The organism is Streptomyces sp. NPDC056161 (genome assembly GCF_042268025.1).
Classification (GTDB): Bacteria; Actinomycetota; Actinomycetes; order Streptomycetales; family Streptomycetaceae; genus Streptomyces.
Window position 1 is genome coordinate 16719 of the sequence record NZ_JBHJUV010000061.1, and the last position, 24944, is coordinate 41662.

Annotated in this window: 28 protein-coding genes and 1 riboswitch; of the genes, 12 read left to right on the forward strand and 16 right to left on the reverse strand. The window is 72.3% G+C overall.

Translation table 11 applies throughout. From position 1 onward, the window contains the following. Positions 1-74: 74 nt before the first annotated feature. From ACFC09_RS38175 to ACFC09_RS38185, 3 genes are read right to left on the reverse strand one after another with little or no spacing between them, the layout of a single operon-like run. Positions 75-1790, reverse strand: a complete 1716-nt coding sequence (locus tag ACFC09_RS38175; RefSeq protein ID WP_376536288.1) for a cation acetate symporter — start codon at positions 1788-1790, stop codon at positions 75-77. Between the two features lie 22 nt (positions 1791-1812). Beyond that, positions 1813-2166 carry a hypothetical protein gene (locus tag ACFC09_RS38180; protein ID WP_376536290.1) on the reverse strand — a complete coding sequence of 118 codons (354 nt, stop codon included), beginning with the start codon at positions 2164-2166 and terminating at the stop codon, positions 1813-1815. A gap of 12 nt (positions 2167-2178) precedes the next feature. After that, positions 2179-2982: a LytR/AlgR family response regulator transcription factor gene (locus ACFC09_RS38185; RefSeq protein WP_376536292.1), complete on the reverse strand. Its 804-nt coding sequence runs from the start codon at positions 2980-2982 to the stop codon at positions 2179-2181. A 77-nt stretch (positions 2983-3059) separates the two neighbouring features. Between ACFC09_RS38185 and ACFC09_RS38190 the strand changes: the two genes are divergently transcribed. The 3 genes from ACFC09_RS38190 to rocD all read left to right on the forward strand — a co-directional run bounded on the left by ACFC09_RS38190 (position 3060) and on the right by rocD (position 5726). Continuing rightward, positions 3060-3545 carry an Lrp/AsnC family transcriptional regulator gene (locus ACFC09_RS38190; protein WP_376536294.1) on the forward strand — a complete coding sequence of 162 codons (486 nt, stop codon included), beginning with the start codon at positions 3060-3062 and terminating at the stop codon, positions 3543-3545. Between the two features lie 154 nt (positions 3546-3699). Beyond that, positions 3700-4512 (forward strand): dimethylargininase, encoded by an 813-nt coding sequence (gene ddaH / locus ACFC09_RS38195; RefSeq protein WP_376536296.1) that lies wholly within the window; start codon positions 3700-3702, stop codon positions 4510-4512. Further along, positions 4509-5726, forward strand: a complete 1218-nt coding sequence (rocD, locus tag ACFC09_RS38200; RefSeq protein WP_376536298.1) for an ornithine--oxo-acid transaminase — start codon at positions 4509-4511, stop codon at positions 5724-5726. The genes ddaH and rocD overlap by 4 nt, the downstream gene beginning before the upstream one ends. Positions 5727-5778: 52 nt before the next feature. Here the strand turns inward: rocD and ACFC09_RS38205 are convergent, their stop codons facing one another. Both ACFC09_RS38205 and ACFC09_RS38210 read right to left on the reverse strand, forming a co-directional pair. After that, complete coding sequence (locus ACFC09_RS38205; protein WP_376536300.1) at positions 5779-6495, reverse strand: DUF305 domain-containing protein; 717 nt, start codon at positions 6493-6495, stop codon at positions 5779-5781. Positions 6496-6590: 95 nt separating this feature from the next. Next, complete coding sequence (locus ACFC09_RS38210) at positions 6591-6989, reverse strand: DUF6153 family protein (RefSeq protein WP_376536302.1); 399 nt, start codon at positions 6987-6989, stop codon at positions 6591-6593. Positions 6990-7269: 280 nt separating this feature from the next. Here ACFC09_RS38210 and ACFC09_RS38215 point away from each other — a divergent pair, with 280 nt between their 5' ends. Further along, positions 7270-7995, forward strand: coding sequence for a lysophospholipid acyltransferase family protein (locus ACFC09_RS38215; protein ID WP_376536304.1), 726 nt, complete (start codon positions 7270-7272; stop codon positions 7993-7995). A 301-nt stretch (positions 7996-8296) separates the two neighbouring features. Here the strand turns inward: ACFC09_RS38215 and ACFC09_RS38220 are convergent, their stop codons facing one another. The 8 genes from ACFC09_RS38220 to ACFC09_RS38255 form a co-directional block, all read right to left on the reverse strand. Further along, a complete protein-coding gene (locus tag ACFC09_RS38220) occupies positions 8297-9904 on the reverse strand; it encodes an alpha/beta hydrolase (RefSeq protein ID WP_376536306.1) in 1608 nt (535 codons plus the stop codon). Positions 9905-10013: 109 nt separating this feature from the next. After that, entirely contained in the window at positions 10014-10793 is a 780-nt protein-coding gene (locus ACFC09_RS38225; RefSeq protein WP_376536308.1) for an urease accessory protein UreD, read from the reverse strand. Continuing rightward, the gene (gene ureG, locus ACFC09_RS38230; protein WP_376536310.1) at positions 10790-11467 is read right to left on the reverse strand and encodes an urease accessory protein UreG; all 678 of its coding nucleotides are present in this window, start codon (positions 11465-11467) and stop codon (positions 10790-10792) included. The genes ACFC09_RS38225 and ureG overlap by 4 nt, the downstream gene beginning before the upstream one ends. Before the next feature lie 108 nt (positions 11468-11575). Beyond that, positions 11576-12250, reverse strand: coding sequence for an urease accessory protein UreF (locus tag ACFC09_RS38235; protein ID WP_376536312.1), 675 nt, complete (start codon positions 12248-12250; stop codon positions 11576-11578). Then, positions 12250-13971, reverse strand: coding sequence for an urease subunit alpha (locus ACFC09_RS38240; RefSeq protein ID WP_376536314.1), 1722 nt, complete (start codon positions 13969-13971; stop codon positions 12250-12252). Before ACFC09_RS38240 ends, ACFC09_RS38235 begins: the two co-directional genes overlap by 1 nt. Next, positions 13964-14275, reverse strand: a complete 312-nt coding sequence (locus tag ACFC09_RS38245; RefSeq protein ID WP_376536316.1) for an urease subunit beta — start codon at positions 14273-14275, stop codon at positions 13964-13966. Before ACFC09_RS38245 ends, ACFC09_RS38240 begins: the two co-directional genes overlap by 8 nt. A gap of 11 nt (positions 14276-14286) precedes the next feature. Next, a complete protein-coding gene (locus ACFC09_RS38250) occupies positions 14287-14589 on the reverse strand; it encodes an urease subunit gamma (protein ID WP_376536318.1) in 303 nt (100 codons plus the stop codon). Between the two features lie 498 nt (positions 14590-15087). Then, on the reverse strand, positions 15088-15366 hold the full coding sequence (locus tag ACFC09_RS38255) for a type II toxin-antitoxin system Phd/YefM family antitoxin (RefSeq protein WP_376536320.1): 279 nt from the start codon (positions 15364-15366) through the stop codon (positions 15088-15090). Between the two features lie 150 nt (positions 15367-15516). Between ACFC09_RS38255 and ACFC09_RS38260 the strand changes: the two genes are divergently transcribed. The 3 genes from ACFC09_RS38260 to ACFC09_RS38270 all read left to right on the forward strand — a co-directional run bounded on the left by ACFC09_RS38260 (position 15517) and on the right by ACFC09_RS38270 (position 17492). Next, positions 15517-16149 (forward strand): ATP-dependent Clp protease proteolytic subunit, encoded by a 633-nt coding sequence (locus tag ACFC09_RS38260; protein ID WP_376536322.1) that lies wholly within the window; start codon positions 15517-15519, stop codon positions 16147-16149. Positions 16150-16156: 7 nt separating this feature from the next. Then, positions 16157-16465: a hypothetical protein gene (locus ACFC09_RS38265; RefSeq protein ID WP_376536324.1), complete on the forward strand. Its 309-nt coding sequence runs from the start codon at positions 16157-16159 to the stop codon at positions 16463-16465. Between the two features lie 339 nt (positions 16466-16804). Then, positions 16805-17016, forward strand: a riboswitch (cyclic di-AMP (ydaO/yuaA leader). A gap of 2 nt (positions 17017-17018) precedes the next feature. Next, complete coding sequence (locus ACFC09_RS38270) at positions 17019-17492, forward strand: C40 family peptidase (RefSeq protein ID WP_376536326.1); 474 nt, start codon at positions 17019-17021, stop codon at positions 17490-17492. Positions 17493-17563: 71 nt separating this feature from the next. Here ACFC09_RS38270 and ACFC09_RS38275 read toward each other — a convergent pair whose 3' ends face one another. Further along, the gene (locus ACFC09_RS38275; protein WP_376536328.1) at positions 17564-18181 is read right to left on the reverse strand and encodes a LysE family translocator; all 618 of its coding nucleotides are present in this window, start codon (positions 18179-18181) and stop codon (positions 17564-17566) included. 187 nt (positions 18182-18368) lie between these two features. On the opposite strand from ACFC09_RS38275, the gene ACFC09_RS38280 reads away from it, so the two are divergent. Continuing rightward, positions 18369-19283, forward strand: a complete 915-nt coding sequence (locus tag ACFC09_RS38280; RefSeq protein WP_376536330.1) for a LysR family transcriptional regulator — start codon at positions 18369-18371, stop codon at positions 19281-19283. Positions 19284-19286: 3 nt separating this feature from the next. Here the strand turns inward: ACFC09_RS38280 and ACFC09_RS38285 are convergent, their stop codons facing one another. Next, the gene (locus ACFC09_RS38285; RefSeq protein ID WP_376536332.1) at positions 19287-19745 is read right to left on the reverse strand and encodes an ATP-binding protein; all 459 of its coding nucleotides are present in this window, start codon (positions 19743-19745) and stop codon (positions 19287-19289) included. Between the two features lie 213 nt (positions 19746-19958). On the opposite strand from ACFC09_RS38285, the gene ACFC09_RS38290 reads away from it, so the two are divergent. Both ACFC09_RS38290 and ACFC09_RS38295 read left to right on the forward strand, forming a co-directional pair. Further along, positions 19959-20819, forward strand: coding sequence for a helix-turn-helix domain-containing protein (locus ACFC09_RS38290; RefSeq protein WP_376536334.1), 861 nt, complete (start codon positions 19959-19961; stop codon positions 20817-20819). Positions 20820-20828: 9 nt separating this feature from the next. Next, positions 20829-21053, forward strand: coding sequence for a DUF397 domain-containing protein (locus ACFC09_RS38295; RefSeq protein WP_376536336.1), 225 nt, complete (start codon positions 20829-20831; stop codon positions 21051-21053). 82 nt (positions 21054-21135) lie between these two features. On the opposite strand, the gene ACFC09_RS38300 is transcribed toward ACFC09_RS38295, so the two are convergent. Further along, positions 21136-22263, reverse strand: coding sequence for an 8-amino-7-oxononanoate synthase (locus ACFC09_RS38300; protein WP_376536337.1), 1128 nt, complete (start codon positions 22261-22263; stop codon positions 21136-21138). Between the two features lie 147 nt (positions 22264-22410). Between ACFC09_RS38300 and bioB the strand changes: the two genes are divergently transcribed. Together bioB and ACFC09_RS38310 are read left to right on the forward strand one after the other, a co-directional pair. Continuing rightward, positions 22411-23670 carry a biotin synthase BioB gene (gene bioB / locus ACFC09_RS38305; protein ID WP_376536338.1) on the forward strand — a complete coding sequence of 420 codons (1260 nt, stop codon included), beginning with the start codon at positions 22411-22413 and terminating at the stop codon, positions 23668-23670. Further along, on the forward strand, positions 23663-24943 hold the full coding sequence (locus tag ACFC09_RS38310) for an adenosylmethionine--8-amino-7-oxononanoate transaminase (protein WP_376536339.1): 1281 nt from the start codon (positions 23663-23665) through the stop codon (positions 24941-24943). Before bioB ends, ACFC09_RS38310 begins: the two co-directional genes overlap by 8 nt. Position 24944: the final 1 nt, after the last annotated feature.

Below are 24944 nucleotides of genomic sequence, written 5' to 3' on the forward strand. Positions count from 1 at the left end.
ACGGGGCGCTGCCGGCGCGTGCGGGTCCGTTCGGTGCGGGCGGAGCCGGCCACCTGGGGAGGTCCGGCGGCGCCTCACGGCCGCTCCAGCGGAGCGCCCAGTTCCTCCGGCAGGTGGAACCTGGCCAGGACCGTCGGCGTACCGGGCGGCACCCGGGCCGGGGTGGCCAGGGACACCAGGACCATGGTGAGGAACCCGAGCGGGACCGACCACAGCGCGGGCCAGGTGAGCAGGGCGTGCACGGTTCCGGTGCCGGGCAGGCCCGCCGTGGTCGCGGCCACCGCGGCGAACGCGCAGCCGCCACCCGTCAGCATGCCGGCGGCGGCCCCCGGCGGGGTCAGCCGCCGCCACCAGATGCCGAGGACGAGCAGCGGGCAGAAGGACGAGGCTGAGACCGCGAAGGCCAGGCCCACCGCGTCGGCCACCGGCAGCCCGCCCACCAACGTGCTCGCCGCCAGCGGCACCGCCGTGGCGAGGACCGTGCCGAGCCCGAAGTGCCGTACCCCGCGGGACGGCAGCACGTCCTGGGTGAGCACGCCCGCCACGGCCATGGTCAGTCCCGAGGTGGTGGACAGGAACGCGGCGAAGGCGCCGCCCGCCACCAGCGCGCCGAGCAGGTCGCCGCCCGGCCCGCCGATCATCCGGCCGGGCAGCAGCAGGACGGCGGCGTCGGCGTCGCCGGTGATGCTGAGATCCGGGGCGTACAGCCGGCCCAGTGCGCCGTACACGGGTGGGAGCAGGTAGAAGGCGCCGATCAGGGCGAGGACGGCGACGGTGGTGCGGCGGGCGGCGACGCCGTGCGGGCTGGTGTAGAAGCGGACGACGACGTGCGGCAGGCCCATGGTGCCGAGGAAGGTGGCGAGGATGAGCCCGTACGTGGCGTACAGCGGACGGTCCTCGCGGCCCGTGGCGAGCGAGGCGGACATGCCGTCGCCCGTGCCCCGGACGGCGACCGGCACCGCGTCGCCGGGCACGAAGTCCAGCCGGGTGCCCCGTTCGAGGTGGTGGGTGCCGGCCGGCAGGCCGATCCGCGCCCCGTCGAGCCGGCGGCCGTCGACCATGCCGGTCACGGTGACGGTCAGCGGTGTGTCGAGCCGCAGGTCGACGGTGTCCTGGACGCGCACGGAACGCTGCTCGCGGAAGGCGGCCGGTTCGTCGAAGGCGTGCCGGGGGGCGCCGTCGCCCTGCCAGGCGAGGACCAGGAACAGGGCGGGGACGAGGAGGGCGGTGAGCTTGAGCCAGTACTGGAACGCCTGGACGAAGGTGACGCTGCGCATGCCGCCCGTCGCGACCGTCGCCACCACGACTACCGCCACGATGATCCCGCCGAGCGGTTCGGGCGCGCCGGTGAGCACCGTCAGGGTGAGCCCGGCGCCCTGTAGTTGGGGCAGCAGGTACAGCCAGCCGACGCCGACGACGAAGGCCCCGGCCAGCCGGCGTACGGCGGGCGAGGCGAGCCGGGCCTCGGCGAAGTCGGGCAGGGTGTAGGCGCCGGAGCGGCGCAGCGGGGCGGCGACGAACAGGAGCAGCACCAGGTAGCCGGCCGTGTAGCCCACCGGGTACCAGAGCATGTCCGGGCCCTGTAGCAGGACCAGGCCCGCGATGCCGAGGAAGGAGGCCGCGGACAGGTATTCGCCGCTGATGGCGGCGGCGTTGAGGTGCGGTCCGACGGTGCGCGAAGCGACGTAGAAGTCGGAGGTGGTGCGCGAGACGCGCAGGCCGAAGGCGCCGACGAGGACGGTGGCCACGACGACGAGGGCGACGGCGGCGACGGCGTAGCTGGAGTTCACGGCGGGCCCAACGATCCTCGTCTCAGCGGTCCTCGACCAGACGCACCAGGTCGTGCTCGTTGCGCTCGGCGCGGCGCACGTACCAGCGGGCGAGCAGGACGAACGGAGCGTACAGGCCGAAGCCGAGCACCAGCCATTCGAGGCGGCGGGCCTGCGGGGCCGCCGCGAACACCAGGGGCAGCGGGCCGACCAGCAGCACGAGGACCGCGAACACGGCGAGGGCGGCACGCAGTTGGGTGCGCATCAGGGTGCGCACGTAGGTGTGGCCCAGAGTGGTCTGCTCGTCGATCTCGGTGCGCGGCCGGTGGTGACCGGAGGTCCGCCGGGTGCGACGGGGCGGTCCGGTGACGACGACGCGCCGTTCTGCGGGTTCCATCGCGGCCTTCCCCTATCCGGCGGTCCGGCGCATCAGCAGGTCCCGCAGTTCGCGCGTGTGGCGTCGGCTGACCTGAAGTTCCTCGTCGCCGACCAGGACGCTCACGGTGCCCGCACCCAGCCGGAGTTCGCCGATGTGGCGCAGCGCGACGAGATGGCGGCGGTGGATGCGGACGAAGCCGCGGGAGCGCCAGCGGTCCTCCAGGGTGGACAGCGGGATGCGGACGAGGTGGCTGCCGCGGTCGGTGTGAAGCCGGGCGTAGTCGCCCTGGGCCTCGACGTGGGTGATGTCGTCGACGGCGACGAACCGGGTCACGCCGCCGAGTTCGACGGGCAGTTGGTCCGGGTCGGGTTCGTGCACCGTGATCCGGGTGGCGGCGGCGCCCGGGTCGGGTTCGTGCGCCGGGACCCGGGCAGCGGCGGCGGCGCCGCGCAGTTCGGCGACCCGGCGCACGGCTTCCGCCAGCCGCTCCTTGCGGACCGGTTTGAGTACGTAGTCGACGGCCTTGAGGTCGAAGGCGCGCACCGCGAAGTCCTCGTGCGCGGTGACGAACACGACCAGCGGCGGATGCGCGAACCCGGTCAGCAGCCGCGCCGTCTCCAGCCCGTCGAGGCCGGGCATCTGGATGTCGAGGAAGACGACGTCGATGGCGTCGGGTCCGTCCGGGCCCGATTCCAGTGCGCGGGTGATGCGGCGCAGTGCCCCGGTCGCGTCGCCGGCGCCCTCGACGCTGCCGACGCGCGGGTCGGCGTGCAACAGGTAGAGGAGTTCCTCCAGCGAGGGGCGTTCGTCGTCGACGGCGAGGGCGCGCAGCATGAACGTGGAGTGTAGGTGGAATCCGTACGGGTGGACATGTCCCGGGCGTGGCGGTTCCCGCTGGATACAGTGCCGACATGAACAGCAGGACCGCTCCGTTCGACACACTCGACCGGAAGATCGTCACCGCGCTCGTGGCGAACGCCAGGAGCAGTTTCGCCGAGATCGGCTCGGCGATCGGACTGTCGGCCACCGCGGTCAAGCGGCGCGTGGACCGACTGCGTGAGACGGGCGTGATCACCGGGTTCACGGCCACGGTGAAGCCGGCGGCGCTGGGCTGGCGCACGGAGGCGTACGTCGAGGTGTACTGCGAGGGTGCCGCCCCGCCGCGGCGGCTGGCCGAGGTGGTGCGCGACCATCCGGAGATCACCGCCGCGATGACGGTGACGGGCGGCGCGGACGCGCTGCTGCACGTGCGGGCACGGGACGTCGAGCACTTCGAGGAGGTGCTGGAACGGATCCGGGTGGAGCCGTTCATCCGGAAGACGATCAGTGTGATGGTGCTGTCCCATCTGCTGCCGGAGAGTCCGGAGGCCGCCGCGACGCAGGCGGCACCGGAGTAAACCTCGACACACGCAGCACTGCTGCGTTGTGGCCGCCTATAACGCATCATTCCTGCGCACACACGCAGCTCTCTTTTCTTGTCCGGCATCTCCGTCACTTCCTACCTTGGTGCCACCGTCAGTCGACACCGCAGGAAAGCGGAGGAACACCTCTGTGCCCGACAGCCCTGTGCCGCGCCCCCGGCGCTTCCTCGTCTGCGAACCCAGACACTTCGCCGTGCAGTACGCGATCAACCCCTGGATGCATCCCGACACCCGGGTCGACGTCGACCTGGCCCAGGAGCAGTGGCAGTCGTTGATCAGTGCCTATCTCGCCCACGGGCACACGGTCGAGGCCGTGGCCCCCGTCCCCGGTCTGCCCGACATGGTGTTCGCCGCGAACGCCGCGGCCGTCGTCGGCGGCCGGGTCTTCGGCTCCCTCTTCCTCGCCCCGCAGCGCCGTCCCGAGTCGACCCACTACGACCTGTGGTTCAAGACGGCGGGCTACGACGTGCACCACCCGCGGTCGGTGTGCGAGGGCGAGGGCGACCTGGTCCCGGCCGGCCCGCACGTGCTCGCCGGCACCGGCTTCCGCACGACCCGCGACGCCCACCAGGAGGCGCAGGAGTTCTTCGGTGTGCCGGTGATCAGCCTGACCCTGGTGGATCCGTACCTGTACCACCTGGACACGGCGCTGTTCGTCCTGGACGACCGCAACATCGCCTATTTCCCGGGGGCGTTCTCCCCCGGCAGCCGCGAGGTGCTCGCGCGGCTGTACCCCGACGCGGTGCTCGCCACGCGCGAGGACGCGATGGCCTTCGGCCTGAACTCCGTCTCCGACGGGCGCCACGTCTTCATCGCGCCGCGGGCCGAGGCCCTCGCCGCGCGCCTCGCCGACCACGGCTATGTCCCCGTCCCCGTCGACCTGTCGGAGTTCCACAAGGCCGGCGGCGGCATCAAGTGCTGCACCCAGGAGATCCGCTCATGACAGCACCCGTACGTACGCGTACCTCCGCCGACCTGATCCGGGCGGAGGAGCCGGTCCTCGCGCAGAACTACCATCCGCTGCCCGTGGTCGTCGCCCGTGCCGAGGGCACCTGGGTGGAGGACGTCGAGGGCCGCCGGTATCTCGACATGCTGGCCGGCTACTCGGCCCTCAACTTCGGCCACCGCCACCCCGAGCTGATCGAGACCGCGCACCGCCAGCTGGACCGGCTGACCCTCACCTCGCGCGCCTTCCACCACGATCTGCTCGCCGAATTCGCCGAGCGGCTGGCCGGGTTGACCGGGCTCGACATGGTGCTGCCGATGAACACCGGCGCCGAGGCGGTGGAGAGCGGCATCAAGGTCGCGCGGAAATGGGCGTACGAGGTCAAGGGCGTCCCCGCCGACCGGGCCACCATCGTGGTCGCGGCGGAGAACTTCCACGGCCGGACCACCACGATCGTCGGCTTCTCCACGGACGAGTCGGCACGGGCCGGCTTCGGGCCCTTCACCCCCGGCTTCCGGATCGTCCCGTACAACGACCTCGCGGCGCTGGAGGCGGCGATCGACGCGACGACGGCGGCGGTGCTGATCGAGCCGGTCCAGGGGGAGGCCGGGGTCGTCGTCCCGGACGACGGCTACCTCACCGGGGTGCGGGAGCTGACCCGGCGTGCGGGCTGCCTGTTCATCGCGGACGAGATCCAGTCGGGTCTCGGCCGCACCGGCCGCACCCTCGCCGTCGAGCACGAGTCCGTCGAGCCCGATGTGGTCCTCCTCGGCAAGGCGCTGGGCGGCGGCATCGTGCCGGTCTCCGCGGTGGTGGCCCGCCGTGCCGTGCTGGGCGTGCTGCGGCCGGGCGAGCACGGTTCCACGTTCGGCGGGAATCCGCTCGCGGCGGCGGTCGGCACGGCGGTGGTCGGACTGCTGGAGACGGGCGAGTTCCAGCGCCGGGCGACGGAACTGGGGGTGGTCCTGCGGGACGGGCTGACCGCTCTGGTCGGCCGGGGCGTGATCGGTTTCCGTTCGCGCGGGCTGTGGGCGGGCGTGGACATCGACCCGGCCATCGGCACCGGCCGTGCGATCGGTGAACGACTGCTGCGGGAGGGGGTCCTGGTCAAGGACACCCACGGGTCCACGATCCGGCTGGCGCCCCCGCTGACGATCACCGCGCAGGAGCTGCGCTCCGCGCTGGCGGCGGTGGAGAGGGTACTGGTCTGAGGCGTGCCCGCCCCCTCCCGGCGGCCTGCGGCCGGGAGGGGGCGGCCCGCGGTCAGCCCTGGCCGAGCAGGTGCTGCATCTCCCCGATCTCGGTGTTCTGCGCGGTCACGATGGAGCCTGCCAGGCTCTTGGCCGGGCCGTAGGCGCCCTTGGCCTGCTCGGTCGTGGCCATCTCGACGGCGCCCTTGTGGTGTTCGACCATCATGGTCAGGAACTTCGTGTCGAAGTCCTTCCCGGTGGCCTTCTCCAGCGCGGTCATGTCCTTGTCGTCCATCATCCCGGTCATGCCCGAGTTCCCGCTCGTGCCCGAGGCCCCGTGGTCCATGCCCGCCATGGGCACGTCCTCGCCCCACGTCTTGAGCCAGCCGGTCATCGTGGTGATCTCCGGGTCCTGTGCCTTCTCGATGCGGGCGGCGAGGTCCTTGACCTGTGCGGAGGAGGCGCGGTCGGCGGCGAGCCGGGCCATCTCGACGGCCTGCTGGTGGTGCGGGATCATGCCCTGCGCGAAGGTGACGTCCTGGGCGTTGTGGGTGCCGGCGGTGTCGGTCGCGCTCGTGGACGGCGTGGCGCCGTGCCCCGCGTGGCCGCTGCCGTCACCGCCGTCTCCGCTGCCACAGGCGGCGAGGACGAGCGCGGCGCCGGCCGCGGCCAGGACGAGGGCGGCGCGCCGCACCGGGGTGGGGAGGGCCCTGCCCGACGCGGTCGCCGTGCGGACGGTGGTGGCCGGTTCGGCGGCGTCGGGCGTGGTCGTGGTGGTGTGGATGGTCATGCGTGAACTCCTGCGGTACGAAATGATCCGTGATGGTCATGGGCATGCCGAACACCGCATCGGCCGGAGGGGTCCGGGTGCGGTGGTCGCGGCCTCTAGATCCGCAGGAGTTGGAGTTCCGCCAGGGACGGTGGCGCACGGGCGCCGTCGGGCGCCGTGGCCGGGCAGGAGCCGGGCCGGTCGGCACGCACGGCGGCGGCCACCGGTCGCGCGACGAGCCCGGACAGGACGGGCCCCCAGCTCACGGCGCCGGATGCGCAGGTCGGGTCGGCGTGCTGCATGTGCTGTCCGCCGCAGTGCCCGTCGTCCGGGCAGTCGGGGGAGGCGGCGAGAGACGCCATCCGGTGCGGGACGGAGCCGTGGTCCGATCCGCCGCCCATGGCACCTCCTGGCGCCAGCGCGTGCATGCCGAACAGCCCGGCCAGCAGCCCGAGCACGAGCAGCGCCCGCCACCGCCGTGGAGGCGGGGACGGGTGCCGGTCGGTTCGGGTCATCGGGTCCATCGTAGGGGGTGCGGGGCCACCGGCCACCGGCGGTACTCCTTCCGGCCGCGTCCTCCTGCACGCGGCGCCCGCCTGCCCCTTCGGCACGTGGCGCCCACCTCCCTGCGTGGCACCCACCTCCGTACCTGGCGCCCCCGTGCCCCCTCCGTGCCCGGCGCCCCCGCCCACCGGCCCGACCCGAGGTCCACATGGGCCGACTTCCTTGACCGTGCCGTCGACCTGGGAAAGGCTCAGTCTTGAAGCGGACCTGGCAAAGTTGAAGGGGCGAGCCGTGTTCTACTACCTGCTCAAGTACGTGCTGCTGGGGCCGCTGCTCAGGCTGGTCTTCCGGCCCCGCACGGAAGGGCTGGAGCATGTGCCGGCGTCCGGGGCCGCCATCGTCGCCGGCAATCACCTCTCGTTCTCCGACCACTTCCTGATGCCCGCGATCCTCAAGCGGCGCATCACCTTCCTCGCCAAGGCGGAGTACTTCACCGGTCCCGGCGTCAAGGGCCGGCTGACCGCGTTCTTCTTCCGCAACGCCGGTCAGATCCCGGTCGACCGCTCCGGCAAGGACGCCGGTCAGGCCGCGATCCGCGAGGGCCTCGGCGTGCTGCGCAAGGGGGAACTGCTCGGCATCTACCCGGAGGGCACCCGCTCGCACGACGGCCGCCTGTACAAGGGCAAGGTCGGCGTGGCGGTGATGGCGCTGAAGGCGGGCGTCCCGGTCGTCCCGTGCGCGATGATCGGCACCTTCGAGGCCCAGCCGCCGGGCAAGGTCATCCCGAACGTCCATCGCGTCGTCATCCGCTTCGGCAAGCCCCTCGACTTCTCCCGGTACGCCGGCATGGAGGACGAGAAGACCGTCCTGCGCGCCGTCACCGACGAGATCATGTACGCGATCCTGACGCTGTCGGAGCAGGAGTACGTCGACCGGTACGCCGCCGTCGTCAAGGCGGAGGAGGCGGCGGCGCAGGGGGTGAAGGAGCGGAGGTTCCCGCGGGCGCCGCTGAGCTGACGGGAGGTTCCCGAGGCGGCCCGTGCCGGGCTCTGCCCTCGACGGAAAGGGCGGTGTCCGCCGGGTCCGGGTCCCTACCGTCGCCCCGTACGCAGAGAGCCTGCCCGAGACGGTCGACCGGCTGCGGGCCGAGCCCGCCCCGGGCGACTTGACCGACGGTCTCCCGATGCTCGCGGGGCCTGTCCCGACCTGTTCGACTACGCGGCCGAGGACGCGGCTGCGGGCACGGTGAGCGAGCGGTACGGAAGGGGCGGCCGGGGGACACGACTCCCGGCCGCCCCTCATGTCCTGCCGTACGCCGTTACGGCTTCGGCGTGGCGTGCGGGGCGCAGGTCACGTCCGCGGCGTCCACCTCGCCGGTGAGCAGGTAGGCGTCGACCCGGCTGTTGATGCACGGGTTGACCAGCCCGGTCACGCCGTGCGAACCGGCGTCCCGCTCGGTGATCAGCCGGGAGCCCCAGAACCGCTTGTGCAGTTCGACGGCGCCCGCGTAGGGGGTGGCGGCGTCCCGGGTGGACTGCACGATGAGCACCGGGGGCAGGCCCTTGCCGGTCCTCACGTCGACAGGGGTCTGCTGCTTGACCGGCCAGGTGGCGCACGGCAGGTTCATCCAGGCGTTGGCCCAGGTCAGGAACGGGTAGTCCTGGTGCAGCCGGGTGTTGTCCCGGTCCCACTGCCGCCAACTGGTGGGCCACTTGGCGTCGGTGCACTCGACGGCGGTGTAGACCGCGTTGCCGTTCTCCGAGGCGATGTTCCCGGCGGTGTCGGACAGGTCCGGGGCGGCGGCGTCCACCAGGGCCTGGGTGTCGCCCGCGACGTACTTGCCGAACACCGTGGCGACCGGCACCCACGAGGAGTCGTAGTACGGGGCGCTCTGGAAGAAGGAGGTCAGTTCGGCCGGGCCGACGACCCCGCCGATGGGGTGTGCCTTGGCGGTGGCGCGCAGGCGGAGCCACTGGGCCTGGACGGCGTCGCGGGTGGTGCCGAGGTGGAAGGTGGCGTCGTTCGCGGCGACCCAGTCCTGCCAGTCCTTCCAGCGGCCCTCGAAGGCGACGTCCTGGTTGAGGTTGGCCTCGTACCAGATGTTGTCCCGCGCCGGGTCGACCACGCTGTCGACGACCATGCGCCGGACGTGCCCGGGGAACAGCGTGCCGTAGACGGCGCCCAGGTAGGTGCCGTAGGAGACACCGAGGTAGTTGATCTTCTGCTCGCCGAGCGCGGCCCGGATGACGTCCAGGTCGCGGGCGGTGTTCGGCGTGGTCATGTACGGCAGCGTGGTGCCGCTGCGTTCGTGGCAGCCGTCCGCGTACTCGCGGGCCAGCTTGCGCTGGGCGAGCTTGTCGGCCTCGGAGTCGGGCACCGGGTCGGCCTTGGGTGCCTTGACGAACTCCTGCGGGTCGATGCAGGAGATGGGCGTGGAGTGGCCGACACCGCGCGGGTCGAAGCCCACGAAGTCGTACGCCTTGGCCGTGTTCGCCCACACGGGGTTCTTGGTGGTGACCCGGGTCGGGAAGCGCAGCCCGGAGCCGCCGGGACCGCCCGGGTTGTAGACGAGCGCGCCCTGGCGCTCCTGTGCGGTGCCCGTGTTGCCGATGCGGTCGACGGCGAGCTTGATCTGCTTGCCGTCGGGCTTCGCGTAGTCGAGCGGCACGGTGACCCAGCCGCACTGGATGGGCTTGGCGAGCGCCCAGTCGGCCGGGCAGTCCTGCCAGTCGATGCCGGCCTTCGCCGCCCGCTCGGCGGCTGTCGCGACGCCCCGGGCCTCTCGGCTCTGACCGTGCCCGGAGGCGGCACCGGCGGTGGCACTGGCGGTGGGCGCCGAGACGGCGCCGGCTATCAGGGTCGCAGTGACGAGCGCGGTGGCCGAACCGAGTGCGAGCACCCGGTTCTTCCGTCTGTTGTCCCTCAAGTGGGCCCCTCCCCCTGCGTAGTTGTGAACGTCAGGGGGATCCTCGTGCCTGTGCGGAGGCTGAGAACAGGGGTCGTTGACCTTCTTTGCCAATCCGATAACCGGATGATCATGTCCCGTCTGACGGATCCTGGTCGAGCAGCGCCAGTGCCTCGTCCAGCGTCCGCCGCAGCCGCAGTCCGTCGGCGGCCACGGCGCTCACCAGGACAGCGGGACCGGCGAGCGGAGTGATCGCCGCGTCCCGCCCCAGCATCCGGGCGACCGGCCTCCGGTCGGTGAACTCGGGTCGTACGAGGACGAGTTGCCCCACGGCTCGGTGGCCGCCGAGCACGGCGGGCCCGTCCCAGCCGCCCGCCGCGCCGGCCCCGCAGGCAAGCTCCTGGTCGAGGACGGCGCGCCCGGCGATCCGCACGGTGAGCCGGCTGCCGAGCCGCCCGGGTTCCTCGCCCACCCGGCCGAGCACCTGCTCCTCGCGCAGCACGAGCCGGGCTCCGGCGTCCAGGTCGACCCGGGTGGTGACCGACAGCTCGCTGCCGGCGGCACAGATCAACGGCTCGGGCAGCCAGCGCAGTTCGCCCCCGGCGGCGACGGTGAGCCGTACGTCGTAGCGTGCCTCGCCCTTCGCCTGGCCCGGCAGCGCGATGGTCGCGGCGGCCGACCCGACGTGCAGCCGGGCCCCGGCCGCAACGAGCGTCTCGACGCTGAACCGGTCGCCGCCGAGCGGCCCGCCCATCGCCCCGACGAGCACGACCCGGGCCCGAGCGCCGCTCGCCCGGGTGCGCCGCGGCGCCAGTGGGCCCTCGCCCGACAGCACGGGCAGCGCGGTACCGCCCCGGCCGTCCGGGCGCGCGACGATCCGCGCGGCCGCCCGTACCCCGGTCGCGGTCACGCCGCCCACGCGGCGAGCCGCTCGCGCACCCAGGCCGCCACCTCCGCGACGCCCGTCTCACCGCGCAGCGACTGGAAGACGACGGGCAGCCCGGCCCGCTGCGCCTTCGCGTCGGCGGCCATCCGCGCGAGGTCGGAACCGACGTACGGCGCGAGGTCGGTCTTGTTGACCACGAGCAGGTCGGCGGTGGTGACGCCGGGGCCGCCCTTGCGCGGGATGTCGTCCCCGCCGGCCACGTCGATGACGAAGACCTGCGCGTCGACGAGTCCCCTGGAGAAGGTCGCGGTGAGGTTGTCCCCGCCCGACTCGACGAGGACCAGGTCCAGCGGCCCGACCTCGTCCTCCAGGTCCTCGACCGCTTCGAGGTTGGCGGAGATGTCGTCCCTGATCGCGGTGTGCGGACAGGCTCCCGTCTCCACGGCCGTGATCCGCTCGGGCGGCAGCACGGCCTCACGCAGCAGGAACTCGGCGTCCTCGCGGGTGTAGATGTCGTTGGTGACGACGGCGAGCGACAGTTCGTCCCGCAGGGTCCGGCACAGGGCGGCGACGGTGGCGGTCTTGCCCGATCCGACGGGTCCGCCGAGGCCGATCCGCAGCGCCCGCCGCGACCCGTCCGCCCGCCGGGCGTCGGCGCTGACGGCCGCGGGGCCGAGGTGAGCGTGGTCGAGATGCATGGCGGGTCTCCTTCGAGCCACTCTTCACGAGGCGGGTTTCGCCGACTCCGTGGCTTTCGGCGGTTGTGTTGGTTCTGTTGGCTTTTTTCTCGGGGTGCCGTGGGCCGGTCAGGAAGCGAAGAGTCGGACGGCCCGTGCGGCGTGTGCCTGGGCCCCGATCTCCAGCAGCGGCGCCGAGGCCGCGGGCAACGCGTCCACACCCTCGTCGAGGGCCCGTCGCGCCGCCGCCACCGCACGTCCCACGACCACGTCCAGCTCCGGTGCCAGCCGGGCCAGCACCCCGGTCGCGTCGAACGGATCAAGGCTCAGCAGCCGTACGGTGGCCGTCGCCGGCCCGCTCACGCTCTCGTACACCGCGCAGTGGGCCGCGTCCGCGGCCTCCAGGCCGGCCGCACGCGCCACCAGGCCCAGCACCACGGGCTGGTGCGCGCCTTTCGGGAACTCCCGCCCCAGGGCGTCAAGTTCGGGACACGGCCAGGTCGCCCTGGCGGCCCGCAGCAACTGCCGGCCGAGTCTGCGCGCGGCGTCGCGCAGCGCGGGCGAGGGGGTGCGGGCGTCCGCCGCCGCGTCCAGCGCGGCGGGGCCGATGCCGAGCACCGCCGCCGCGGCGAGCGAGGCCGCCACCAGACCCGCCGTGTGCAGCCGCCCCCGGCAGAAGTCCGCGAGGTCGGCGGCACCGGTGATCCGCCCGGCCGTGACGGCGGCCTCCGCCCCGCCGGAGTGCGCATGCCCTCCGGCGGGAAAGCGGCCGTCGGCCAGGACGAGGAGTGCTGCCCGGGACATCAGAACAGGAAGTAGCGCTGGGCCATGGGCAGTTCTGCGGCCGGAGCGGCCTCGACCAGTTCACCGTCGATGTGCACGGCGAAGCTGTCGGGGTCGATCCGGACCTCGGGCCGCGCGTCGTTCTCCTTCATGTCGGCCTTGGTCACACCGCGCGTCGACTCGATGGCGACGAAGCGCTTGCCCAGCCGCAGTCGTTCGGGCAGCCCGTCCTCGACGGCCGCCGGGGCGACGAAGTTGACCGAGTTCGCGGCGGGCGCCCGGCCGATCGCCCCGTACATGGGGCGCGGGAGGATCGGCTGCGGGGTGGGGATGGAAGCGTTCGAATCGCCCATCTGCGCGTACGCGATCTGGCCGCCCTTGATGACCAGCAGCGGTTTCACGCCGAAGAACGCGGGCTCCCAGAGCACCAGGTCGGCGAGCTTGCCGCTCGCCACGGATCCCACGTCCCGGGCGAGGCCCTGCGCGAGTGCCGGGTTGATCGTGTACTTGGCGACATAGCGCCGTACCCGCCGGTTGTCGGCGCGGCCGTCGCCGGGCAGCGCGCCCCGGCGCCGCTTCATCACGTGGGCCGTCTGCCAGGTCCGCAGGACGACCTCTCCGATCCGGCCCATCGCCTGGGAGTCGGAGGAGATGATCGAGATGGCGCCCAGATCGTGCAGGATGTCCTCGGCACCGATCGTCGACGGCCTGATCCGGGACTCGGCGAACGCCAGGTCCTCGGGGACCGCGGGGTTGAGGTGGTGACACACCATCAGCATGTCGAGGTGTTCCTCGGCGGTGTTGACGGTGAACGGCCGGGTCGGATTGGTCGAGCTGGGCAGCACGTGCGGCTCACGGACCACGGTCATGATGTCCGGCGCGTGCCCGCCGCCGGCCCCCTCGGTGTGGTACGCGTGGATGCCGCGCCCGCCGATCGCGGCGAGCGTGTCGCCGACGAAGCCGGCCTCGTTGAGGGTGTCCGTGTGGATGGCGACCTGGACGCCGGTGCGGTCGGCGACGGTCAGCGAGGCATCGATGACGGCCGGGGTCACCCCCCAGTCCTCGTGCAGCTTCAGGCCCAGCGCGCCGCCGCGGATCTGCGACAGCATCGCCTCGTGCGAGACGGTGTTGCCCTTGCCGAGGAAGCCGACGTTGACCGGGTAGTGCTCCATCGCCTCGAACATCCGGGCGAGGTGCCAGGGGCCGGGCGTCACCGTGGTCGCCTTGGAGCCCTCGGCCGGCCCGGTGCCGCCGCCGACCAGCGTGGTGATGCCGGCGGCCAGCGCCTCGTCGGCCTGCTGCGGGCTGATGAAGTGCACGTGCGCGTCGATCGCGCCGGCGGTCAGGATCCGCCCGTTGCCCGCGATCACCTCGGTCTCCGGGCCGATGACCAGTTCGGGGTGCACCCCGTCCATCGTGTCCGGGTTGCCGGCCTTGCCGATCCCGGTGATCCGGCCGTCGCGGATGCCGATGTCGGCCTTGACGATCCCCCAGTGGTCGACGACGACCGCACCGGTGATCACGGTGTCGGGGGTGCCGTCCGCACGCGTGGCCCGCGACTGGCCCATGGATTCGCGGATGACCTTGCCGCCGCCGAAGACCGCCTCGTCCCCGGCGAGACCGGGCCCGCCCGAGCGGTCCTCCTCGATCTCGATCAGCAGGTCGGTGTCGGCGAGCCGGATCCGGTCTCCGGTGGTCGGCCCGAACAGGTCGGCGTAGGCGGCGCGGGAGATCTCAGGCATCGAGCGCACCTCCGGTCTCCCCGCGCAGGCCCGGCACGATCCGGGCACCGGCGATCGGGACGAGTCCGACCTCGACGGGGATGCCGGGCTCGAAGCGCACGGCGGTTCCCGCGGCGACGTTCAGCCGCTTTCCGTGTGCGGCGGCGCGGTCGAACTCCAGGCCGGGGTTGGCCTCGGCGAAGTGGTAGTGGGAGCCGACCTGGACGGGCCGGTCGGCGGCGTTGAGCACGGTGAGCCGGGTGACCTCGCGGCCCTCGTTGCAGACGACGGGGTCCTCGGCGAACAGGATCTCTCCGGGAATCACGGCGGCCCCCGTCAGACGATCGGCTCGTGGACGGTGACGAGCTTGGTGCCGTCCGGGAAGGTGGCCTCGACCTGGACGTCGTGGATCATCTCCGGGACGCCCGTCATGACGTCTTCCCTGGTGAGGATCGTGCGGCCGGAGGCCATGAGGTCGGCGACGGCACGTCCGTCCCGCGCGCCTTCGAGGATGTGCGACGTGATGATCGCGACCGCCTCGGGGTGATTGAGCTTCAGACCCCGGGCCCGTCGCTTCTCGGCGACGTCGGCCGCGACATGGATCAGCAGCCGCTCTTGCTCGTGCGGGGTCAGTTGCATGTCCCACCTCACAGTCCTAGCTCCGGACCGTGCGGGGTCCGAGTGCCGCAGCCACCACGGCAGAGATAGATGTAACACATGGTCAAATGGGGGTAATCTCGCCCAATTGGGACACGGAAACCCCTGATGGCGTGGATCGGCAGGTTAGTCCGCCGGAGTTTCAGCGACGTTAACCAGACCTTGATCACTTCATGACCGTTTCCTGGGCTCCGTCATACCGGCGCGATCACAGCCACCGGCCCGCCGGACCCCCCGGGACGCCCTCCGCGGTGCACCGCCCGACCGGGTGCGGCACCGTGGCCGAGCACGGCCGGCGGCCGGCGGCGGCGACCGACCAGCGCTCGTGCGGGCGTCGCCTACCGGCCGCGGCGGGGACATCGCGGCGGCGGGGAGGTGGTGCAGGCGTCACGGACCGCAGGTGGCGCGGGCGTCACCCGACGGCGGGGTTCGGGCATCGCCGGCCGGCCGTGGCGCGCGCGTCGGCGACCGGCGTCCGGGTCATGAGCCGTGGGGACCGCGATGCTCGGCCGCGATGCCGAAGCGCCGTCGTTCACCGGCTGCGCCCCCGGCCTCGCGGACGCTGGAGACGGAGCTGACCACCTGGTCGTCGGCGGGCTCCGGCAGTTCTTCGAGCCGCTCCAGGTCGGCGGCGGAGACGAGGGCGACGAGGGGCTTGCCGTGGCGCGTGACGACGACACGCTCACCGCCGTAGACGACCCGGTTGATCAGGTCGGCGAGTTCAGCCCTGGCTTGCGTCACCGGAATCTCGTAGGCCATGCCCCCAGCTTACGGGGCACCCCCGGGCCTTCCCACGGGCCGCGTCCGCCCGCGTACACCGCAGTCCCGCCCGAAACGGTCTGTACGTCCTGTACATTTTTTACAGAGAGCTTTTGCCGGAAGCGGCTGTGCCGCGAGGAGGGGTACGTCATGATCCGACCGTCCGCCCGTCAGGTTCTGCCCGAGTTCACCGAGCGCACGAGCAGCGGTCTGCGCACGCTCGATCCGTACTCGAAACTGCTCGAAGGCCGCATCGTCATCCTGGGCACGCCGATCGACGACACGGCGGCGAACGACGTGATGGCGCAGCTCATGCACCTCGAACACGCCGCGCCGGACCGGCCCATCTCGCTGTACATCAATTCCCCGGGCGGCTCGTTCAGCGCGATGACGGCGATCTACGACACCATGCGGTACCTCGCCTGCGACGTGGACACCCTCTGCCTCGGGCAGGCAGGCTCCGCGGCGGCCGTGCTGCTCGCGGCCGGCACGCCCGGCAAGCGGCTCGCCCTGCCGGGCGTACGGCTGCTGCTTCGGCAACCGTCACTGCCGCGGCCGGTACAGGGCCGGCCCAGCGACCTCGTCATCGAGGCCGAGGAGCTGACGCGCGTCCGCGCCCTCCAGGAGGAGATCCTGGCCCGCCATACGGGACGCACCCCTCGGCGGATCCACGAGGATCTGGAGCGGGACCTGATCCTGGACGCCCAAGGCGCACTGGAGTACGGCCTGGTGGACCACATCGTCCGCAGCCGCGGGGCCACGCGCACGCCGGACGCCGGGTGAGCCGCGGATGCTGCCGCCGGAACTTCCGCCGCTGCCCTCCCTGACCCGCGCAGAGGGCGAACTGATCGACCGCTGCCTCGAAGCGGTCGACCTGCTGGGCCGGATCAACCCGGCGCACGGCGCGGACACCTACCCCGCGCCGCGGGCCGCCCAGGCGCTGGCGCGCACGGCGGTCGAGCTGCGGGACGCGCTCGCCCTGATGCACCTGCGGGGCGAGCGCGAACTGCACGCGGCGACGCCGGCGCGGGCGCTGCGCGTACTGGACGGCGAGCGGCGCACCGCCCGGGTCGCGCTGCCACCGGACGGCCCGGGGTGATGCGGGGTTCCCCGGACCCCGCGCGGTCCGCCACGTCGACGCGACGCCGGCGGCCGGGCTGAAACGACCCAACCGACGTACCCCTGTTCAGCGTAGGCAGAGGTCCCTTTTCGGGACCTCGAAGAGGGTGCGGGGCGCGTGGCCGACAGAGCCGCCGAAGTGCTCCCGTGCTGGTCCGAGGGCTCGTCGGCGTCTCGGCCAGGGACGGAATGGACCGCCGTCCACCCAAACAGGTGGGTGGTGAGCAAAGACACACATCGCCGGTTGCATTGGGATTTTCTGACAGTTGTGAGTGAAGATCCCTGTCTGACGACAAGCCCCCGCCACACGGCGGGGCGGTCCGGGCGGACGCCGAGTCCTGCCGCCGCCCGGATGCCCGGTCGACAGGAGTGGATCGGCAGGAGTGGAGGACCCAGGCACGACGGGTCGCCGGGACGGACGCAGGTCCGGTCCGAGCGGCCCTTGGGGTGAAGCCGTGGCGACGCGGCCGGGCAACTTCGCCAGCCCGAATCCGACAGGTCATCCTTCACAGGCGGCTGACGAAGGGTTGTGCATGACTGCGCTCAATCGTGTCCCATCGCTGATGGCGCGGGCCGGTACGGCCTCGGCGCTCACCCTCGCCGCCGTGGGCGGCTCGATCGTGGCCCCTGGTCTGGCACCGGAGGCAGAGGCGGCCACCATGGGAGCCAGGGCCCTCAAGGTCGCGGCGTCCAAGAAGGGCTCCCCTTACAAGTGGGGGGCCACCGGCCCGCGCAGGTTCGACTGCTCCGGGCTCACGCTGTACTCGTTCAAGAAGGCGGGCAAGGCCCTGCCGCGTACGGCGGCCCAGCAGTACAACAAGACGCGCCACATCTCGGTCAAGAGCCGCAAGGCCGGAGACCTGGTGTTCTTCCATGTGGGTTCCAGCGTCTACCACGTCGGCATCTACGCAGGTAAGGGGAAGATCTGGCACGCCCCGAAGACCGGGGACGTGGTGCGGCTGGAAAAGATCTGGACCAGGCGAGTCTGGTACGGACGGGTGAACTGAACCGGTCCGAGGGGATGCCGGCCCCTGGCGTGCCGTCATCCCCTCGGCGCCCGCCCACGGCTGAGCCGGCATCAGGACAGCAGCGGTTCGAGGAGCAGGACCGCACCGAGGGCCGCCAGGGCCAGTCCCGTGCCCGCGCCGAGGGCCAGCGCGGCACGTGGCTCGCGCAGCCACCGGCCCAGCCGGTCCACCAGCAGCGCGACCGCCGGGAACCACACCAGGGTCAGTCCGATCACGATCAGCGCCAGCAGCAGCGTCCTGGGCAGCGCCGGGCCGTCCCGCGGCACGAACTGGGGCAGCAGGCTGAGGAAGGTCAGTGAGACCTTGGGGTTGAGGGCGTTGGTGACGAACCCCTGCCGCAGCGGATGCGCGGCCGACGGCGGTGGCGGCCCGGCTTCCGCGGCGGGGCGGCGCAGGGACCACAGGGTCCGTGCGCCGAGGTACAGGACGTAGGCCCCGCCGAGCAGTTGCAGCGCGCGGAACAGCGGGGGCACCGCCACCAGGACCGCCGCGACCCCCGCGACCACAAGCGTCGTGTGCACGAGCAGCCCGCCCGCGATGCCGAGCGCGCAGGCGACGCCGTGCCGGCGGGAGACGAGCGCGTTGCGTACGACGACGGTGAAGTCGGCGCCCGGCAGGGCGACCATGCCGGCGGCGATCCCGGTGAAGGCGATGAGCTGACCGTCCATGGCACCAGCCTGCCGTGCACATGCCCTCAGCAGGTATTTCGGATCCCCTGGGTTATCCTTAAGCGTTTCTTCAGGCTGGATACCTTCCGGGCCCGCCGCCTCCCCGCACCGGCTCCTCTTTCGGACCGCGCGGCGCTTCTTCAGTCAGGCACTTCTTCAGTCAGGCACTTCTCCGGGCAGGCAGGGCATGTACGACCCGACACGACTGGCCGCGCTGGTCGCGGTGGCGGAGGCGGGGTCCATCACACGCGCCGCCGAACGGCTCGGTTACACGCCGCCCGCCCTCTCCCAGCAGTTGGCGAAGCTGGAGCGGGAGGCGGGCGCCGCTCTGCTGGTCCGGCACCACCGCGGCGCACGGCTGACCGACGCGGGCGAGCTGCTGGTGGCGCGGGCCCGCCGGATCCTCGACGAACTGGACCGCGCCCGGCACGAGCTGGCCCGGCTGACCGGCCTGGCGGGAGGCACGCTCCGGCTCGGCACGTTCCCGACCGCCGGTATCCATCTGCTGCCCCCGGTCCTCGCCGCGTTCCGCCGGGCCCATCCGGACGTGGAGCTGTCGGTCGCCGACCACGACCCGCCGCACGGGGTGACGGCCGTCGCGGCCGGTGCGGTGGACCTCGCGCTGACGCACGCCTACCACCCGGCCGAGCCCTTCCCGGTGCCGTCCTCGGTGCGGCTGGAGCCGGTACTGGTGGAGGAACTGGTCCTGGTGACCGCCCCGGGGCACGCCCTGAGCGACGGCGCCGCACGGCTGCCGCTGTCCGCACTCGCCGGGCAGCCGCTGATCAGCATGGCCCCGGACCATCCGGCCCGGCGGGGCGTGGAGTCCCTGCTGGCCGCGGCTGGGGCCACGCCGTCCGTGCTGGTGCCGACCCCCGGGTACGCGGTGGTGTGCGCGCTGGTCAGCGCCGGGCTCGGGGTGGCCGTCGTACCCGAGATGGTGGCGCGCACGGCGGTCACGCCGGTCGGGGTGCGGGCGCTGGAGGGGGGCGAGATGCGCCGTACGATCCTGGTCGCCCACCGCGCGGACGAGGTGGCGCCGGCGGCGGATGCCTTCCGGGCGCTGCTGCGCGGGGCGTTCGGCCGTGCGCACCAGGTGTGACCGCTACGGTTCCTGCTGTCCCACCGCCGTCACCGGCTGTGCCGGCACGGTGAAGGGCAGTTCGACGGAGATGGTCTTGCCGCCCTCGCGGGTGGGGCGGACGTGCAGCTTGCCGCCGCATTCGGCGGTGAGCCAGCGGATGATGACCATGCCGCGGCCGTTGTCCTGCTGGACGGCCGCGGGGAGTCTCTTCGGGAAGCGCGGATGGCTGTCGGTGACACCGATGCGCAGGTGTTCGTCACGGTCGAGCACCAGGTCCACCGTGAAGGTGGGTGACTGGCCGAAAGTGTGCTGTACGGCGTTGGTGGCGAGTTCGGAGACGATGAGCCGGACCGTGTCGCCGATGTCCGTGTCCGGTGCCATGCCCCACTCCGCGAGGGTGCCCATCACATGGCAGCGGGCAGCGGAGACCGAGGCGGGGTCGCTCGGCAGAGTGACGGATACTTCCAGATGGTCTGCCATGGCGATCTCGCCCCTTTCCCACGGGACCGCAGTCCGACATGGAGCGGATGGTTCGAGTACGGTCCCGGACTGGTGCTTCGTCGCCAGACTGCCATTACCGCGTCGGTCACGAGGGTCGATCCACCAAGATATGCATATATCTGTCGCTCGAAGCGGTGAACTCTGCGACGGCAGAGCGTATTTGGGCGGCTCGTAAGGAGTAAGGAGTAGCCCATGCAGCACGGTCCCGCGGTGCGCCGCCGGAAACTGGGCGCCGAACTGCGTGCACTGCGCACCGGCACGGGTCTCACAAGCGGTGAGGCGGCCCGGCTGGTGGGTTGGCACCAGTCGAAAGTGAGTCGCGTCGAGACGGGCGCCAGTGGCGTGAAACCGACCGATGTGCGCTTACTGCTCGACGCCTACGGTGTGACGGACACCCAGCTGCGGGAGTTGCTCCTGGTGCTGGCGGGGTCCGAGAACGTCGGCGGCCGGCACCACTGGTGGCACGCCTACCGCGGGGTGCTGCCGCCCACCTACCGCGACTTCATCAGCCTGGAGTCGCAGGCCAGCCGGATGCGCACGCTGGAGACATCGGTGGTCCCGGGGCTGCTGCAGACGCCCGAGTACGCCCGCGCGGTGACCCGGGCGGCGGTGGAGGGCCTCGCCGAGGACCGGCTGGACACGCTGGTGGAGGTGCGGCTGGCCCGGCAGGACGTGCTGCGCTCCCAGCCGCCGCTGGAGCTGAGCGCCGTACTGGACGAGGCGGTGCTGCGCCGCGAGGTCGGCGGTCCCGACGTCATGGCCCGGCAACTGGAACGGCTCATGGAAGCGGCACGCCTGCCCCAGGTGAGGCTCCAGGTGCTGCCGCTCGCCGCCGGAGCGCACATCGGGATCACCGGCCCTTTCGTTATCTTCTCATTTCCGAACACATCTGATCTGGATGTTGTTGTTCTCGACCATTTGACGAGTAGCCTCTACCTGGAGCGGAAAGAAGACCTCCAGGCATACACAGATGCCTTCAACACCCTTCAGTTCCACGCTCTTTCCCCCGAGGACTCGTTGGATTACATCGCCGGGATAGGTGACGGCCCGTAAGGAGGCACCATGACTGCACTGCCTCGGAACGTACCTTCCACTTCCGAACTGTCCGCTGTGCACTGGCTGCGCAGCAGCTACAGCACGGGCGCCAACAACTGCGTGGAGGCGGCGCGGCCGTGCTCCGGTCCGTGGACCGGACTGCTCGCCGTGCGCGACTCCAAGGACCCGACCGGACCCGCGCTGCTCTTCTCCCCCGGGAGCTGGGCGGGTTTCGTCGCCGCACTGCGTTGACCCCCCTACCCCACTGTCCGATCGATTCCTGACCGAATCCGATCGTTTCCGCCCCGGCGGCGCACGGCCGTGTCACGCCGACTCATGGTCGCGCCTCGCCGATCACCCGGACAGCGCATGCGACATCGGCCCCGGAGAGGTCCGCACGGGCGGTCAGCCTGAGCCGTGAGACACCGTCGGGCACGGAAGGAGGACGGAAGCAGCCCACGGCCAGGCCCGCCGCACGGCAGTCCGCCGCCCAGCGGACGGCACCCTCCGGGGACGGCGCACGCACCGAGACGACCGCGGCGTCCGGACGGACCGCCTCAAGGCCCACCGCGGTCAGCCGCGCGTACAACTCGGCCGCGACCGCACGCGCGCGTGCGGCACGTTCGGGTTCGCGCCGCAGCACGCGCAGGGCCGCGAGCGCCGCGCCCGCCGCCGCGGGCGCGAGGGCCGTGTCGAAGATGAACGTACGGGCCGAGTTGACCAGATGGTCGACGACCCGCGCGGGACCGAGTACGGCGCCGCCCTGGCTGCCCAGTGACTTGGACAGCGTGACCGTGGCGACGACGTCATCGGCGCCCGCGAGACCGGCGGCGTCCAGGGCTCCCCGGCCGCCCTCCCCCAGCACACCGAACCCGTGGGCGTCGTCCGCCAGCAGCCCGGCGCCCTGCTCCCGGCACGCCTCGGCGAGGGCGGCGAGCGGCGCGGCGTCCCCGTCGACCGAGAAGACCGTGTCGGAGACGACCAGCGCGGACCCCGCGTGCGTGTCCAGTGCCTTGCGCACCCCGTCCGGGTCGGCGTGTGCGACCACCCGGGTGACACCGCGCGCCAGCCGGCAGCCGTCGATGAGGGAGGCGTGGTTGCCCGCGTCGGAGACGATCAGGGAGCCGTGCGGCGCCAGCGCGGTGACCGCGGCGAGATTGGCGGCGTACCCGGAGGAGAAGACCAGCGCCGCCTCGAAGCCGCAGAAGGCGGCCAGCTCACGCTCCAGTTCGGCATGCAGCTCGGTGGTGCCGGTGACCAGCCGGGAACCGGTGGCGCCGCCGCCCCAGGCATGCGCCGCGCCGGCGGCACCCGCGGCGACCTCCGGGTGCCGGGCCAGTCCCAGGTAGTCGTTGCCCGCGAGGTCGAGGAGGGGCGAGTCGGCGGGGCGGGGCCGCAAGGTGCGGACGAGTCCGGCCCGGCGGCGCAGCCGCGCCTGCTCGTCGATCCAGCCGAACGTCATGGCCCCTCCGGTGATTTTGTAGGCAGTGGACAGACACTAGCCGGACGATCAGCCACCCACTGTGTGGCAATACCCCTACATCGAATGGCCTCCGTTGTACGAACCCTCCTTGGCCTGGGGTGGCGCCACAGGGCAGGATCGGGCCTCATGGACCTCCTGAACACGCTGGTGGACAAGGGCCTGCGGCGCGAGCCGCCGACCCGGGACGAGGCTCTCGCCGTGCTCGCCACCACCGACGACGACCTGCTCGACGTGGTGGCCGCGGCCGGCAAGGTGCGCCGGCACTGGTTCGGCCGGCGCGTCAAACTCAACTATCTGGTCAACCTCAAGTCCGGGCTGTGTCCCGAGGACTGCTCGTACTGCTCGCAGCGGCTCGGCTCGACGGCCGGCATCCTGAAGTACACCTGGCTGGGGTCCGACGAGGCGTCCGAGGCCGCCGCGGCGGGTCTGGCCGGCGGTGCCAAGCGGGTCTGCCTGGTGGCCAGCGGCCGGGGCCCCACGGACCGGGACGTGGACCGGGTCTCCGAGACCATCAGGACGATCAAGGAGCGGAACGAGGGCGTCGAGGTCTGCGCCTGCCTGGGCCTGCTCTCCGACGGCCAGGCCGAGCGGCTGCGCGCGGCCGGCGCCGACGCCTACAACCACAACCTCAACACCTCCGAGGAAACGTACGCGGGCATCACGACGACGCACACGTACGCCGATCGGGTGGACACGGTGCGCCGGGCACACGCCGCGGGGCTGTCCCCCTGCTCCGGTCTGATCGCGGGCATGGGCGAGAGCGACGCGGACCTGGTCGACGTGGTCCTCGCGCTGCGCGCGCTGGATCCGGACTCGGTGCCGGTGAACTTCCTGATCCCGTTCGAGGGCACTCCGCTCGCCGAGGAGTGGAACCTCACGCCGCAGCACTGTCTGCGCATCCTCGCGATGGTCCGGTTCGTCTGTCCGGACGTCGAGGTACGGGTCTCGGGGGGACGCGAGGTGCACCTGCGCACCCTCCAGCCGCTCGCGCTGCATCTGGCCAACTCCCTCTTCCTGGGCGACTACCTCACCAGCGAGGGCCAGGCGGGCAAGGCCGATCTGGAGATGATCGCGGACGCCGGGTTCGTGGTGGAGGCCGCCGGCGAGGTCACACTGCCCGCGCACCGGGCGGCGCGCACGGGGGCACAGGACGGTACGCGTGCGGGCGGTGAGACCTGCGGGGCGCAGGGCGGCGGGGCCTGCGCGGCACACGAGGACGGTGGCGCCCGCGAGGCACACGAGGACCGTGGGACCTGCGGGACGCACGCGGGCGGTGGAGCCTGCGGTCCCGCCGCCGCTCCCGCGCCACGGGGGAACGAGCCCCGTACCGACCTGGTGGCGGTCCGCCGCCGGGGCGCCGGAACGGACCTGGCGCCCAATGCCTGACCTCGGCCTCCCGGAACTGCTGGAGCTGGACCGACGGCACGTCTGGCATCCGTACGGCCCGATGCCCGGGCGCGGCACGCCGCTCGTCGTGGAGTCGGCGAGCGGGGTGCGGCTGCGCCTGGGCGACGGCTCGGGCGAGCTGGTCGACGGCATGTCGTCCTGGTGGTCGGCGATCCACGGCTACAACCACCCGGTGCTCAACGAGGCCGCGCGCAGCCAGTTGGAGCGGATGAGCCACGTGATGTTCGGCGGGCTCACCCACGAACCCGCCGTCCGGCTCGCAAAACTCCTTGTCGACATGTCTCCTGATGGTCTGGAGCATGTCTTCCTCGCCGACTCCGGCTCGGTGTCGGTCGAGGTCGCGGTCAAGATGTGCCTGCAGTACTGGCGCTCGACCGGCCGCCCGCGCAAGCAGCGGCTGCTGACCTGGCGGGGCGGCTACCACGGCGACACCTGGCAGCCGATGTCCGTGTGCGACCCGGAGGGCGGGATGCACGGGCTGTGGAGCGGGGTGCTGCCGATCCAGGTCTTCGCGGACCCGCCGCCGGCCGAGTACGAGGAGGCGTACGCCGAGCAACTGCGCGAGCTGATCGGGCGGCACGCGGACGAACTGGCCGCCGTGATCGTCGAACCGGTCGTGCAGGGCGCCGGCGGGATGCGGTTCCACTCCCCCCGGTATCTGCGGGTGCTGCGCGAGGCGTGCGACGCGCACGACGTGCTGCTGGTGTTCGACGAGATCGCGACCGGTTTCGGCCGGACGGGCGCGCTGTTCGCCGCGGAGCACGCGGCGGTGACACCGGACGTGATGTGCGTGGGCAAGGCGCTGACCGGCGGGTATCTGACGATGTCGGCGACGCTGTGCACGTCCCGGGTGGCCGACGGGATCTCCCGTGGTGAGGTACCGGTGCTCGCCCACGGGCCCACGTTCATGGGCAATCCGCTGGCCGCGGCCGTGGCCTGTGCGTCGATCGAGCTGCTGCTCGGACAGGACTGGCGCGCGGAGGTGAAGCGGATCGAGACGGGCCTGCGGGCCGGACTCGCTCCGGCCGCGGGGCTGCCCGGGGTACGCGAGGTACGGGTCCTGGGCGCCATCGGGGTGGTGCAGCTGGACCACGAGGTGGACCTGGCGGCGGCGACGGCGGCGGCCGTGCGCACGGGTGTCTGGCTGCGGCCGTTCCGTGACCTGGTCTACACGATGCCGCCGTACGTCACCGCCGACGCGGACGTGGCCCGCATCGGGCGTGCGGTGTGCGCGGCGGCGCGGGAGGGATGAG